The sequence below is a fragment of the Nocardia sp. GTS18 genome (assembly GCF_013839555.1).
Lineage (GTDB): Bacteria > Actinomycetota > Actinomycetes > Mycobacteriales > Mycobacteriaceae > Nocardia > Nocardia rosealba.
In genome coordinates, this window is sequence record NZ_JACBIU010000031.1 from 1 (window position 1) to 13,857 (window position 13,857).

Annotated in this window: 13 protein-coding genes and 1 rRNA gene; 8 read left to right on the plus strand and 6 right to left on the minus strand. The window is 68.3% G+C overall.

The window, feature by feature from the left end; all coding sequences use genetic code 11:
• Positions 1-3 precede the first annotated feature (3 nt).
• The 5 genes from rrf (at position 4) to HYG95_RS20360 (ending at position 3,463) form a co-directional block, all read left to right on the plus strand.
• Positions 4-120, plus strand: a 5S ribosomal RNA gene (gene rrf / locus HYG95_RS20345).
• Between the two features lie 148 nt (positions 121-268).
• Positions 269-400 carry a hypothetical protein gene (locus HYG95_RS24930; RefSeq protein WP_255495570.1) on the plus strand — a complete coding sequence of 44 codons (132 nt, stop codon included), beginning with the start codon at positions 269-271 and terminating at the stop codon, positions 398-400.
• Positions 401-551: 151 nt separating this feature from the next.
• The gene (locus HYG95_RS20350) at positions 552-1,199 is read left to right on the plus strand and encodes a YdcF family protein (protein WP_181700069.1); all 648 of its coding nucleotides are present in this window, start codon (positions 552-554) and stop codon (positions 1,197-1,199) included.
• Positions 1,200-1,285: 86 nt separating this feature from the next.
• Entirely contained in the window at positions 1,286-2,095 is an 810-nt protein-coding gene (locus HYG95_RS20355) for an SAM-dependent methyltransferase (RefSeq protein WP_181700071.1), read from the plus strand.
• 48 nt (positions 2,096-2,143) lie between these two features.
• A complete protein-coding gene (locus tag HYG95_RS20360) occupies positions 2,144-3,463 on the plus strand; it encodes a sensor domain-containing diguanylate cyclase (RefSeq protein ID WP_181700073.1) in 1,320 nt (439 codons plus the stop codon).
• Here HYG95_RS20360 and HYG95_RS20365 read toward each other — a convergent pair.
• A complete protein-coding gene (locus tag HYG95_RS20365) occupies positions 3,451-4,437 on the minus strand; it encodes an acyl-ACP desaturase (RefSeq protein WP_181700074.1) in 987 nt (328 codons plus the stop codon). The two genes, HYG95_RS20360 and HYG95_RS20365, sit on opposite strands and share 13 nt — an antisense overlap.
• Positions 4,438-4,618: 181 nt before the next feature.
• Between HYG95_RS20365 and HYG95_RS20370 the strand changes: the two genes are divergently transcribed.
• A complete protein-coding gene (locus HYG95_RS20370) occupies positions 4,619-5,839 on the plus strand; it encodes a KasA/KasB family beta-ketoacyl-ACP synthase (protein ID WP_181700076.1) in 1,221 nt (406 codons plus the stop codon).
• Positions 5,839-7,713, plus strand: a complete 1,875-nt coding sequence (gene fadD32, locus HYG95_RS20375) for a long-chain-fatty-acid--AMP ligase FadD32 (protein ID WP_181700078.1) — start codon at positions 5,839-5,841, stop codon at positions 7,711-7,713. Before HYG95_RS20370 ends, fadD32 begins: the two co-directional genes overlap by 1 nt.
• Before the next feature lie 70 nt (positions 7,714-7,783).
• Here fadD32 and HYG95_RS20380 read toward each other — a convergent pair whose 3' ends face one another.
• The 5 genes from HYG95_RS20380 to HYG95_RS20400 form a co-directional block, all read right to left on the minus strand.
• Positions 7,784-9,232 (minus strand): LCP family protein, encoded by a 1,449-nt coding sequence (locus HYG95_RS20380; protein WP_181700157.1) that lies wholly within the window; start codon positions 9,230-9,232, stop codon positions 7,784-7,786.
• A 125-nt stretch (positions 9,233-9,357) separates the two neighbouring features.
• Positions 9,358-10,560 (minus strand): Ig-like domain-containing protein, encoded by a 1,203-nt coding sequence (locus HYG95_RS20385; protein ID WP_181700080.1) that lies wholly within the window; start codon positions 10,558-10,560, stop codon positions 9,358-9,360.
• 26 nt (positions 10,561-10,586) lie between these two features.
• Positions 10,587-11,132 carry a YceI family protein gene (locus HYG95_RS20390; protein WP_181700082.1) on the minus strand — a complete coding sequence of 182 codons (546 nt, stop codon included), beginning with the start codon at positions 11,130-11,132 and terminating at the stop codon, positions 10,587-10,589.
• Between the two features lie 91 nt (positions 11,133-11,223).
• Positions 11,224-11,418 carry a hypothetical protein gene (locus tag HYG95_RS20395; RefSeq protein ID WP_181700085.1) on the minus strand — a complete coding sequence of 65 codons (195 nt, stop codon included), beginning with the start codon at positions 11,416-11,418 and terminating at the stop codon, positions 11,224-11,226.
• Entirely contained in the window at positions 11,415-12,614 is a 1,200-nt protein-coding gene (locus HYG95_RS20400) for an MFS transporter (protein ID WP_181700087.1), read from the minus strand. Before HYG95_RS20400 ends, HYG95_RS20395 begins: the two co-directional genes overlap by 4 nt.
• A 105-nt stretch (positions 12,615-12,719) precedes the next feature.
• Between HYG95_RS20400 and HYG95_RS20405 the strand changes: the two genes are divergently transcribed.
• A complete protein-coding gene (locus tag HYG95_RS20405; RefSeq protein ID WP_370465856.1) occupies positions 12,720-13,550 on the plus strand; it encodes a DUF72 domain-containing protein in 831 nt (276 codons plus the stop codon).
• The last annotated feature ends 307 nt before the right edge of the window (positions 13,551-13,857 follow it).

Genomic DNA, 13,857 nt, shown 5'->3' on the forward strand with positions numbered 1-13,857 from the left:
TGTTACGGCGGTTATAGCGGTGGGGAAACGCCCGGTCCCATTCCGAACCCGGAAGCTAAGGCCACCTGCGCCGATGGTACTGCACTCGACAGGGTGTGGGAGAGTAGGACACCGCCGGACAATCATTCACGAAAAGGCCCTCCAGCCATGCTGGAGGGCCTTTTTGCGTTCTCCTGAGAATGCATGTCATGAGTCTCGGTAACGTCTCGCGGCGAGGACACGATTCACCGGGTGACCGATTTCGAGCCGTTCGAACAAGGGAATGTTCATGGGTTCTACTGACGCTCTTTCTTGGCTGCGCGAGGGCTACTTGGCCGGCGATCCGCTCCGCTCCGCGTTGTTCTCGGCGATCGCCCTGCCGATCCTGATCCTCGGCTCGCTCTCCGGCCAGCCGTTCTGACCTAGGTACCGCAGGTCCTTCGGCCAAGAACCGGGGGGCCTGTTTCGTCCCACGGAGCGGATTCAGAAGCGAATCGGCAACATTTCAAAAACCTCTGTGCCTGGCGCCCCGGTGCGCGACCATTATGCGACGTCGCTCTGGAGGTTGTCGCATGGACCGGCTCGCTCATCAAGTTCTTCGTCGCGGCGCTGCCGCACTGGTGCTTCCCGCCGCCCTCATCGGGGCGGTTCTCACCGCCGCACCGGTAGCCGCCGAACCCGAACCCGACCCGCTCGCTGGCATCACCGACCGGGTCACCGCCGATATGCTCGGCGCCGCGAATTCCCTTGCGGGAGTGGCGGGAATCGATCTGCCCGAAACCTACGGCCCCGAGACGGCGATCGTCGTACTCGGCTACGGCCTGCAACCCGACGGCACCATGCGTGCCGAACTGAGCAACCGGCTGCACGCCGCGCTGGTCCAGGCCTATATGTCACCCGCCTCGCCGGTGATCGTCACCGGTGGCAATCCGCGCAACGGTGTCACCGAGGCGCAGGTGATGGCCGACTGGCTGCATGTACGCGGCGTGGCAAAGCACCGGCTGCACGCCGAAACCGAAGCCGGTTCCACCGTGCAGAACGCGAAATTCTCGGCGCAGCTCATGGCTGCACTCGGCGTGCACAAGGCGGTGCTCATCACCTCGGCCGACCACATGCGCCGGGCGCTGGAGAACTTTCTGGCAGCCGGGGTGCCGGTCGTCGCGACGATGACGCCGGACGTGGCGCCGCTGTGGGCGCAACCGTACGGTGCCGGCAAGTGAACCGAACCGCGCCGATGTCGGTGCCGGAGTTTACGATCATCGAATGCCGCCGGCGCGCGGCGCGGAAAGACAGGGGTTGATCGGCGATGGACAGGCCTGCCTGGGCACCGGACGGTGTCGATATGCAGCAACCGAGCCCGGCTCGGATGTACGACGCACTACTCGGTGGCTCGCACAATTTCGCGGTCGACCGGATGGCTGCCGAAATGGGAACCAAGCTCGTGCCGGATCTGCCGCGCCTGGCGCTGAGCAACCGTGCGTTCCTGCGGCGGGCCGTCCGGTTCATGCTCGATGCGGGCATCCGTCAGTTCCTCGATATCGGTTCCGGCATCCCCACCGCGGGCAATGTGCACGAGATCGTGCACGAACTCGACCCGCAGGCGCGCGTGCTCTACGTCGACATCGACCCGGTGGCCGTCATGCATTCGCGCACGATCCTGCACGGGAACGAGCGGGCGGGCGCGATCGAGGCCGACCTGCGCAAGACCGACGACCTGCTGGCCGCCGTCCGGGAGACCGGGCTGATCGACTTCGCGGAGCCGGTCGGGCTGCTGCTGATCGCGGTGCTGCATCTGGTGTCCGACGACGACGATCCGGCGGGGAAGGTGAGCGCGCTGCGGGAGGTGGTCGCACCGGGCAGTCTCGTCGCCATCTCCCATCTGACCTCGGAATTGCGGCCGGAGGACGCGGGTAAACTGAGCGCCAACGCGGCGAACGAGAACCGGGTCGGTATCCATTTCCGGCCCAAGGACGCGATCGTCGCCATGTTCGATGGTTGGGATCTGGAGTCGCCGGGCGTGGTGGAACTGCCGGCGTGGCGACCTGAGTCGGAGCGAGATCAGCACGAGAAGCCCGGGCGTTCGCTCGGTCTCGGTGGGGTCGCGCGCAAGGGCTGAGCCCGTCGTCACGGCGGTGCGAGAGACGACGACAGGGGCGGATGAACGGTGGGGTCATGGGAGCTGGCGCAGCGGTGGGCTGACGCGCTCGACGGTGTTGTCGCTCCCACCCTCACCCGCTCCCAGATCGAGGACATGCTCGCCGCCCTGTGCACGGGTCTCATCGATGCCGCGCGCGGTGGTGAGGACCCCGATGTCGCCCGGCAGGCGGCGCGCATGCTTGTCGCGGTGAACTACCGCGACCCGGCCGCGGTGAGCCGCACGGTTCCGGTGCTGTGCACCGACCTCGTCGAGCACGCCGCCGCCGGCTCCGACGACCCGGCGCTCCCCGAAATCCGTAGCCGCGCAGTCGCTTTGGCGGGTGACTTCGCGGCCGGTTTCACCGCCGCGCTGCGGGCGGCGGCACTGGCCGAACAGGAACAGACGCTGGCCGCGGTGCTCTCGGCCGCGCAGGAGGCAGAGGACCGGCGGGCCCTGTCGGAGGCCCGTTTCGAGGCCGTATTCGACGGTGCGCTGGTCGGCATCGGCACCGTCGACATGACCGGCAGCGTGGTGAACTGCAACCTGACCCTGGCCCAAATGCTGGGGCAGACCCCCGAGTCCATGGTCGGGCGCACCGTCGCCGACATCCTCGGCCCGGCGAACCTCAACGATGCCTTCGTCGAACTGCAGCGAATGGTCGCGGGGGAGTCGGAGAGCTTCCGGACCGAGACCGAACACGTTCGCGACGACGGGCGGGTCACCTCGATCGACCTGTCGATGTCGGCGGTTCGTGACGCCGAGGGTGCGATCCGGTTCCTGGTCGGTGTCGCGGTCGACGTCACCGAGCGCAAGCAGCTGGCCGACCGGCTGTGGCACGACGCCAACCACGACGCGCTGACCGGCCTGCCGAACCGGTCGCACCTGTTCAGCCGGCTCGCGGGTGCCGAACCGCCGGTCGGCGTGTGCTATCTGGATCTCGACGGCTTCAAGGAGATCAACGACCTGTGGGGCCACACCATCGGTGACCGGGTGCTGCGGGTGGTCGGCGACCGCCTTCGCGACACCCTCGGCCCCCGCTCGGCGCTGCCCGCGCGGATCGGTGGCGACGAATTCCTCGTGCTCGTCGAAAAGTGTTCGGGTGAACAGGCATTGACCGAACTGGCCGACGAGCTGATGGCGGCATTGTCGGCGCCGCTCGAGGTGGACGGGCACATGCTCGCCGTGGGCGTGAGCATCGGCACCGCGTTCTTCGAACAGCCACCGGCCGCCGCCGACGAACTGCTCCAGGCCGCCGACGCCGCGATGTACCGGAACAAACACCATGCGCGAGCGGCGATCCGGCCACAGGTGCACCGGTCGCCGCCCGCGCTCGATCAGACCAGCTGACGTTGCTTCGCGCGCGCGAGTGAACGATCGCGCTGTTCCTCGAAGCGAACCACGTCGTGGCGCAACCGGTCGAGGAAGGCGGCCAGATCGTCGCGCGCCTTCTCGCCTCGCGGACCGAAATCGGTGCGATCGAAGATGTCCCATTTGCGCAGCACCGGCAGCAGGACTTCCTCGAGGTGCTGGCGCAGATCGTAGATGCCGTGCTTGGCCATCAGCACACCGTTGCGGCGCCACCCGGGCATGCCGGCGCCCGGCATCTGGAAACCGGCCACGATGGTCGCGATCGCCTCCATGGTCTGGTCGGGTGCCAGATCGAGGGCGGCCGCGCACAGGTTGCGGTAGAAGATCATGTGCAGGTTCTCGTCGGCGGCGATGCGGGCGAGCATGCGGTCGGCGATCGGATCGTCGCAGGCACGGCCGGTGTTGCGGTGGCTCACCCGGGTGGCCAGTTCCTGGAAGGTCACATAGGCCACCGAGTACAGGAAGCCGGCGCCGGAAGTGTCGCGCACATCGAAGGCGCCGGCCTTCTCGTCGACCACCGACATGGCCGAGTAGCCGTTGGTCATGTGGATCATCCGCGCGTTCTCGAGCGCGACCGGGTCGACACCGCGCGTTACGACCAAATAGTCACGCATCACGATGCCGTGCCGGTTCTCCTCGGCGGTCCAGCGACCGACCCAGGTGCCCCAGGCGCCGTCCTGGGAGAAGTTCTCGGCGATCTCCCGGTGATAGGACGGCAGATTGTCCTCGGTGAGCAGGTTGGTGATCATCGCCGCCTTGGCGACCTCGTTCAGGGCGGATTGCTCGGGCGCCCAATCGATTCCGCCCATCGATGCGAAATTGCGGCCTTGCTCCCACGGCACGTAGTCGTGCGGGTGCCAGTCCTTGGCCATCGATAGATGACGATCGACATTGCGCGCCGCAACATCTTCCAATTCGATCAGCAGTTCCAGCTGGGTGAGGTTCCTGGCCACGCTCGTGCCCTTTCGCTGCAGGGAAAAGCAAGAGTCGGTAATGTTGCCGGTCGTCGCCGAGAATAGACCCGGCACAAGGCACCTGGCGAAACGCGGTGCCATTCTCTACGCTTCACCAGTTCAGCTCCATCAGCGGTTCCCGTTCAGTCGTGGCATAGCTAGAGAGAGTGAGCGAAGAATTATGACGGACATCGTGGTCACGAGCCTTGCGGCGACCACGTCGATCGCGGGCGACGTCGACTCGACCTGGAAAGGTCTGCTCAACGGCGAGAGCGGGATCGACGTCCTGGAGGACTCCTTCATCGACGACTTCGACCTTCCGGTGCGGATCGGTGGTCACCTGAAGGTGTCGCCGGCGGCCTCGCTCACCCGCGAGGAGGCGCGCCGGTTGTCCTACGTCGAGCAGATGGCCGTGGCGCTCGGCCGTGAGGTCTGGCGCAACGCGGGTAGCCCCGAGGTCGACCTGGATCGGCTCGGCGTCTCCATCGGTACCGGGCTCGGCGGCGCCGAATCCCTGCTGTACGCGCGGGACAAGCTGTCCAACGGCGGCTACCGGAAGGTGTCGCCGCAGACCGTCGCGGCCATGATGCCCAACGGCGCCGCCGCGTGTGTCGGCGTCGAATTGGGCGCGCGCGCAGGCGTTTCCACGCCCGTTTCGGCGTGTTCGTCGGGTTCGGAGGCCATCGCCAACGCGTGGCGGATGATCGTGATGGGCGATGCCGACATGGTGGTGACCGGCGGGGTGGAAGGCTGCATCCAGGCGGTGCCGATCGCGGCCTTCACCCAGATGCGTGCCATGAGCACCCGCAATCACGACCCCAAGGGCGCCTCGCGCCCGTTCGACGTCGACCGCGACGGATTCGTCTTCGGTGAGGCCGGGGCGATGATGGTGATCGAGACCGAGGCCCATGCCAAGGCGCGCGGGGCGACGATCCACGCGCGCCTGCTCGGTGCGGGAGTCACCTCCGACGGCTTCCACCTGGTCGCGCCCGACCCCGACGGCACCGGTGCGGCTCGGGCGATGACGCGGGCCATGCAGACCGGCGGCATCAGCCGCACCGACGTCACCCACATCAACGCCCACGCCACCGCCACCCCCATCGGCGACACCGCCGAGGCCAACGCGATCGGCAAGGCCATCGGGTCGCATGCCTCGGTGTACGCGCCGAAGTCGGCACTCGGGCATTCGATCGGCGCGGTGGGTGCGCTGGAATCGGTGATCACCGTGCTCAGCGTGCGCGACAGCATCGTCCCGCCCACGCTGAACCTGGAGAACCAGGACCCCGCGATCGACCTCGACGTGGTCTCGGGTCAGGCGCGGCCGGGCCGCATCGACTACGCGGTGAACAACTCGTTCGGCTTCGGCGGGCACAACGTGGCCCTGGCCTTCGGGCGGTTCTGATGATCGGCGAGACACTCGACGACTACCTCGACGAGCAGGGCGCCATCCGCATTCCCGGTAACCAGACGCTCATCGATTTCGTCGACAAGCACAGCGAGGCCAACGGCGACGAGCTGGCCTACCGGTTCATCGATTACTCGCGCGAACGCGACGGCGAATACCAGGAGCTCACCTGGCGTGAGTTCGGGGTGCGGTTGCGGGCGGTGGCGGCGCGTTTGCAGCAGGTCACCGAGCCGGGCGACCGTGTCGCGGTCCTGGCGCCGCAGGGGCTCGACTACGTGGTGGCGCTGTTCGCGGCGGTGTACGCGGGCAATGTCGCGGTGCCGCTGTTCGATCCAGAGGAGCAGGGGCACAGCGATCGGTTGCACGCGGTGCTCGGTGACTGCGAGCCGGCCGCGGTGCTCACCGTCACGGGTTCGGCGGCGGGGGTACGCAACTTCTTCCGCGAACAGCCGAACACGCGCAGGCCGAGAATCATCGCGGTGGAGGCGATCCCGGACGCGGTGGGATCGCGCTGGCGCAGGCCCGACATCTCGATCGACAGCGTGGCCTACCTGCAGTACACCTCCGGCTCCACCCGGGTGCCCGCCGGTGTGGAGATCACCCACCGCTCGGTCGGCACCAACCTGCTCCAGATGATCGACGCCATCGGCATCACCGAGAACGCGCGTGGTGTCACCTGGTTGCCGCTGTTCCACGACATGGGGCTGCTCACCGTGATCCTGCCGACCATCGGCGGCAAGTTCATCACCATCATGTCGCCGAGCGCGTTCGTCCGCAGGCCCTCGCGCTGGATCAAGGAACTCGCAGCCCAGGCCGACGGGGCCGAGATCTACTCGGCCGCACCGAACTTCGCGTTCGAGCACGCGGCGGTGCGCGGGTTGCCCAAGGGCGACGAGACGCTCGACCTGTCGAACGTGATCGGGCTCATCAACGGCAGCGAACCGGTGTCGGTGGCCTCGATGCGCAAGTTCAACGAGGCGTTCGCGCCGTTCGGGCTGTCCAAGACCGCGATCAAACCCTGCTACGGGATGGCCGAGGCGACGCTGTTCGTGTCGGCCACCCGCCGCGAGGACGAGGCGCGGGTGGTCTATGTGGACCGGGGCAAGCTCAATGCCGGGCGCATGGTCGAGGTCGACGAGCACGCCGCGCAGGCGGTGGCGCAGGTGTCGTGCGGGTATGTCGCCAGGTCTCAGTGGGCCGTGATCGTCGATCCGGAGACGGGCATCGAGCGGCGCGACGGTGAGGTCGGCGAGATCTGGTTGCACGGCGACAATATGGGCATCGGCTACTGGGGGCGGCCGGAGGAGACCGCGCAGACCTTCCACAACCGGGTGACCCGCAATCCGACCGGCAGCCGCGCCGAGGGCGCGCCGGAGGACGCGACCTGGATGCGCACCGGCGACTTCGGTGCCTACTACGACGGGGAACTGTTCATCACCGGCCGGGTGAAGGACCTCGTCATCGTCGACGGACGTAATCACTACCCGCAGGACCTCGAGTATTCGGCACAGGAAGCGAGCAACGCGCTGCGGCCGGGCTTCATCGCGGCGTTCTCGGTTCCGGCGGGAGAATTGCCCGCGCCGGTGCGGGTGGCCGATGCCGACGACATCGCCGAACAGTTGGTCCTGGTGGCTGAAAGAGGTTCGGGGGCGGCGAAACTCGATCCGCAGCCGATCATCGAAACGGTGCGCGCGGCGATCTCGCGCAGGCACGGTGTGACGGTGCGTGATGTGCTGCTGGTGCCTGCCGGTTCGATTCCGCGGACCTCGAGCGGCAAGATCGCCCGGCGTGCGTGCCGGGCGGCCTACCTCGACGGGACGCTGCGTGGGGGCTACCGGCAGCAGGACTATCCGGACGCTCCGGTCGACTGAGGTCACCGAAAACGGCCCGGCCGCCGGGAAACCGGTGGCCGGGCCGTTTTGTCGTCGGCTGCGGAGCGGCTCAGTTCACGCAGGGGATCGTGTCGCCGATGTTGGTGGTGAGTGGTTGGCCTGCGTCCGGCAGGGGCTGTCCGGCGACGCTGCTGGTCGTGGTGACGGGGCGGGTGGTGGTGGTCGGGCTCAGTTCGGCCGGGGGAGTGAAGTCGGCGCCGAGGACGACGCGCACGTGGCCGTCCTCCACCCAGGGCGACGCGGAAACCGGTAGGCCACCGAGGATTTCGGCGACAGCGCGCGCGTCGTGGATGGCGCCGGGGGCGTAGGTGACCGCCGAATAGGGCTCGTCGTTGCCGTCACCGCTGCCGACCTCGCCCGTGCCGTAGCCGCGCGCGGTCAGCATCTTCGACACCTGGGCGGCCTGCCCGGTCGTCGAGCCGACATTGTGCACGTCCACCACGGCATCGGGATTCGCCGCCGCCACAGTGGTTGTCGGGGCCTGTTGGCCGAAAGCCGCGCGTACCTCGCGTTTGATGGCGGCCGGGTCGACGATATTGACGTCCTGACCGTCGATCACGTCGTAGCGCAACACCGGCAGGGTGCGGAACTCGACCGGGATGCTGCCCGCCGCACCGAGGTCGCGGACGAACTCGAACAGGTCCCAGTCCTGCGACAGCACGACGTCGCGGTGGGCCGCATCCATCAGCGCCGACAACTTGCTCAGATCGGTGAGGGTGCCGGAGTCCTTGAGCGACTTGGCAACCGAGGTGAGGAAGGCCTGCTGGCGGTGGGTGCGGTCGAGGTCGCCGTTGGGCAGACCGTGGCGCTGGCGCACGAACGCGAGGGCCTGGGACGCGTCGAGATGCTGACGGCCCGCGGGGAACACCGCGCCGGAGAACTCGCTGTCGTCGACGGCGTTGGTCAGGCACACATCGACGCCGCCCACCGCGTCGGCCAGGTCGTAGAACCCGGCGAGCGAGATCTCGGCGAACCGGTCGATCGGCACTCCGACCAGGTTGCGTACCGTGGTGACGATGGATTCGCGGCCCGCCTCCCGGCTGCGGCGCTCGAGTTCTACGGGGTCGTCGACGCCCTGCTCCATCAGTTTCGCCTGCACCACAGCCTTTTTCAGGCCGTATGCCTCTTTGATCTTGATGCGCGAGTAGCCGGGGATGCCGGTGACCGCCACATAGTTGTCGCGGGGGATGGAGAAGGCGACGATCTTGCTCATATCGGCCGGAATGTGCAGCAGGATCAGCGAATTGGCGTTGTAGCCACCTTCGCTGCCGTCACCGGCGTGCAGCTGGTCGAGGATCGCTTTCGGCAGGTCCTTGCCGTCGAGGTCTTTGCGGGTGTCCAGGCCGATCAGCAGGATGTTGACCGCGCCGTCGAGCGAGCGTGGCGCGTCGTCGCCGAGGGCGTCGGAGTGCAGGAAACCGGCATCGAAACCGTTCTTCGCCGACCAGGCGAGGCCCGTACCCGCCAGCACCGCGAGCGCGGCGGCGGCGACGAACATCCTGGTGACGATCGAGCCGATGCGGCGGAGCCGGGCATGGCCGGTCGACCGGGGGACGGGTGGGGCGCCGATACGCCTGGGTGGCTGCCGGCGCGGCCAGGGCGCCGGTGGTTCATCGATCCGGTTCACCTCAGGGCACTACCCGCCAGCCACTGGTCCCAGGGCACGCTCCAGTCACCGTTCTGCCACACTTCGAGCGGTGCGCCGCCGGTATTGCGGATCTCCACCACATCACCGGGCTGGGAGAACTCGTAGAACCAGCGCGCGTTCTCCCCGCTGAGGTTGAGGCAGCCGTGCGAGACGTTGGTGTTGCCCTGCGCCCAAATGGTGTCGTCGAGTTGATGCAGGTAGATGCCGTCGGTGCTGATCCTGGTCGCCCAGCCGATGGTCTCCTTGTAGCCGAGGCGCGAGTTCACGGGCAGGCCGTAGGTGGAGGAGTCCATGACGACCGGATTGGCCTTGTCCATCACCGTGTAGACACCGGGCTGGGTCCAGAAGGAGATGGTTTTGCCCGCCACTTGTTCGCTGCCGCCGCGACCCATCGAGGTCGGCATGGTGCGCACCAGCGTGCCGTTCTCGTAGACCTGGACCTGTTTGGTCGTGTCGTCGACGATCGACACGTGGGACGGGCCGATGGTGAAGCTGGTCTTGGTGTCCTCCTGGCCGTAGAGCCCCCCGCCGAGGTCCTTGCCGTAGATATCGGCGGCGAGCGTCACGCGGGTACCCGGCTCGTAGTAGTTCTGCGGGCGCCAGTGGGCGTTGCGGTCGTCGAGCCAGTACCAGGAGCCGGTGACGGGCGGGTCGGTGGTGACCGACAGGTGCCGTTCGGCGGTGGCCCGATCCGGCACGTTCTCGTCGAAGTGGGCCGCGACAACCGTGCCGACGCCGAAGGTTCCCTGTGGTGACAGGGCCGTGCCGCCCGTGGTGCGGAAATACACCTTGGTCTGGTTGTTGGGGGCGAGCGTGGTGAACGTCGAGGTGGTCGGCTCGGTGCCGCGGTCGGTCGCGGCGGTGATCGTGTAGGTGCGGCCGTAGCCGAGGGGTTCGGTCGGCTTCCAGGCGGTGCGATCGGGGGTGAAGACGCCCTCGACCTCGCTGCCCTGCTCATTGGTCATCGTGACCGAGGTGAGCGTGCCTTCGCTGGTGCTGACCCGGACCGGGGCCAGCGGGTCGATCTCGGTGGCGCCCGACTCGGGCGACACCGAGACGACAGCCTCGGGTGGGGCCTGGGTCGAGGACCCGGAGTCGGTGGTCGAGCCGCCGCAGGCCGCGACCAGCAGCAGCACGAGCACGGCGGCCAGCGCGGCCGAACAACGTTGTCGGATCATCTGCCCCTCCCTCGGTCCGGTTCCGCTCAGCTCTGCAGGCCGACCTCGATGTCGAGGGTCAGGTTGATCTTGTCGCCGATCACCGCGCCACCGTCGGCCATCGGCATGTCGATGGTGAGGCCGAAATCGCGGCGGTTCACGGTGGCGGTCGCGGTGAAACCGGCGACCGGCGCATCGGCCATGCCGGGGCCGGTGCCGAGGAACTCCACCTCGAGCGTGACCGGATGGGTGGTACCACGGACGGTGAAATCGCCGGTGACGCTGAATTCGGTGCCCAGGGCCTTGAATCCGGTGGCCTTGAAGGTGGCCGTCGGATAGTTGGCGGCGTCGAAGAAGTCGGCGGTGGCCAGGTGGGCGTCACGCTGGGGATTGTCGGTGGTGAGTGAGGCGACCTGGATCTCGGCTTCGGCGTCGGCGGTGCCGTCGTCGTGGACGACGAGGGTGCCGGAGAAGTCGGTGAACCGGCCGCGCACCTTGCTCACCATGAGGTGACGAACCGAGAATTCGAGGCTGGAATGGGCGGGGTCGATGACCCAGGTTCCCGCGACCAGTCCCTTGGCAGGTGCCGACATGATCTCTCCTCACTTGACGATCCGGCCGTGGGACGGCCGACGGGGTGTGAAGCGATAACGGAACCCAGCCTAGCCCGGCGGGGAGTATCGGTCAGCTATCGCTGCTCGTCCGTTCGCCGAGGAACCGCAGCAGCGCGGGGTCGGTGGAGGTGAACCGGTCGACTTCCTGGCCGCCGGTGCATTCGAACAAGCCGATGGTGACGCTGTCGGCGCGACGGGTGAGCACCCGCCAGATCGCGCCCGAATCCGCCCAGCGGCGCAGGGTTTCGACCGGGTCGGTGCTCATACTCGTTCACGATAGTTGGCCGCGACCAGCGCGAGGCAGCCCGCGGCGATCACCGCGGTCACCAGATACATGGCGGGATAACCGAAGCCGAAGCTGCCGTGCAGTGCCGACAGGATCGCGGGCACACCGAATCCGAGGTAGCTCACCGAATAGAACACCGCGTTCAGCCCGGCCAGGTCGCCGGGGCCCGCGATCCGCTCGATCTGCTGCAGGCCGGCGACCAGGCCGATGCCGTATCCGCTGCCGAGGACGACGGCGGTGAGCAGTGTCGCGCCGATGGTGAGGGTCGACGCGGTCCACGCGGCGAGCAGCATGCCGGCGGTGAGCAGCACGAGCGCGAGCACCGCGGCGCGGGCGGTGCCGGGCCGGTCGATGCGGCGCGCGACCGACTGAATGGTGAAACCGCAACCGAGCGTGACCATGGTGACCAGCGCGGAGAACGCGATCGGGGCGTCGCCGACCTGCCCGAGCATGAGCGTGGGCAGCACGGCGTAGGCGGTGGCGTTGGCGGTGAACAACCACAGGGCCACGGGCACCGCCACCCGGAGGAAGCGGCGGTGACCTGCGGCGGGGATCTTCAGATCGTGGAGCAGCCGGGTCGGATGTGTCTGTCGCCGCGCGGTTTCCGGTGCTCGCACCAGCCAGGCCGTGGCCAGGACACACAGCGCCACATTGACCAGATACGCGGTGGAATCGGGCAGCGGGCCCCACTGTGCGAGCACGCCCGCCACACCCGCGCCGAGGGCGAAACCGGCGGTCAGGCTCATCGCCGAGCGCCGGGCGCCGACGCCTGGCCCGGACAATTCCTTGAGCCAGCTGCCGCCGACGGCCATCGCCAGCCCGAGTGCGACACCGCACAGCATCCGCCCGGCCGCGAGCATCGGCACCGACGACGCCCCCGCCGCCAGCAACAGCGAACCGGCCGCGGCGATGAGCGGGGCGGGCAGCATGAGCGGGCGCCTGCCGAAGCGGTCCGACAGCGGACCGCCGATGAGCAGGGCGGGCACGATGCCGAGCACGTAGTAGAAAAGCAGCAGATCGACGGCCGTGGCGGCCAGTCCGTGCCCCTTGTACATCACCAGCAACGGGGTGAACTCGTTGCCGCCCCAGGCGATCGCCACCACGGCGGCCGAGACCGCCTGCCAGGCGCGGGTCGCCGGGACGGCACGGGGCCGCTCGCTGGTGAGAATCGCCATCACAGGCCCTTTCCGTCGTGCGCGCACCGGGGAAACGCGCACGGGCGAAATGGTGGCAACCGGTCTCATTTTAGGGACGGGCGCTCGCTGTAATACGGTCGGGTAGTGCGTGAGCTGCGGGTGGGGTGTGCGATGTGGACTCATCCGCAGTGGCCCGCGTCGGCCGAGAAGCTGCGTTCCTACGCCGCGCACTGCGGCGCCGTGGAGGGCAATACGACCTTCTACGCGACCCCCTCGGCCTCGACGGTGCAATCCTGGGCGCGTCAGACCGCGCCGGACTTCCGGTTCGTCCTCAAACCGCCGAGGGCGATCACCCACGAACGAAGGCTCGTCGACGCGCGCGCCGAACTCGCGGCCTTCCTGGACGTGATGGCGCCACTCGGTTCCCGGGTGCACGCGCTGTGGCTGCAGCTGCCCGCGTCGTTCGGTCCGGGTGATCTCGGCGCGCTCGCCCGGTTCCAGCGGGAGCTGCCCTCGGGTCTGCGCTGCGCCGTCGAGGTGCGGCACCCGGCCTTCTTCACCGACGACCGCGCCGCCGTGCAGCTGGAACGGGTGCTCGGTCGGATCGGTGCCGAATGGGTCCCCTTCGACACGACGGTGCTGTTCGACGGGCCGTCGGCGGACCCGGCCGAGGCGGAGGCGCGGGCGAAGAAGCCTCGGGTGCCCAGGCGTACCCGAGCGCTCACCGAGTACCCGATCGTGCGCTATCACGGCCGCTCCGACGAGGAGCGCACGGTAGCCGGGTGGGAGCCCTGGGTGGAGACGGTGGCGCAGTGGTTGCGGGAAGGCCGGTCGCCGACGGTCTTCGTGCACACACCCGACAACGCAGCCGCCCGCGACCTGGCCCGCCGGTTCCACGCCGAGGTCGCCGCGGTGATTCCCGAGCTGCCACCGCAACCCGCGGGCGGTACCGAGGAACCGATGACACTGTTCTGACCAGCCTGTCCGCGTCGATTCCGCGCACACTTGTCGGAGGGTCGTGGCATGCTGTGCGCCATCACTGGGGAGTGTGTGGGCGGGACTCGAGGGGACAGCCCATGTCTGGGTCGATGGATGGAACGTCGTTGTTGCCCGCGCCGCATTGTGAGCCGCGCTTGGAGCCCGGCGGGCGATCGGAAGCGGTTGTGCCGCACCGGGTTGCCCGGGCGCGCACGCGGCGGTCCGGGCACGGGACGCCCGCCGGGATCAGGCGCGCGGTGCGCGGTGCGTGTGTGGCGCAGACGCCGGTCGCCGAAGCGCACAC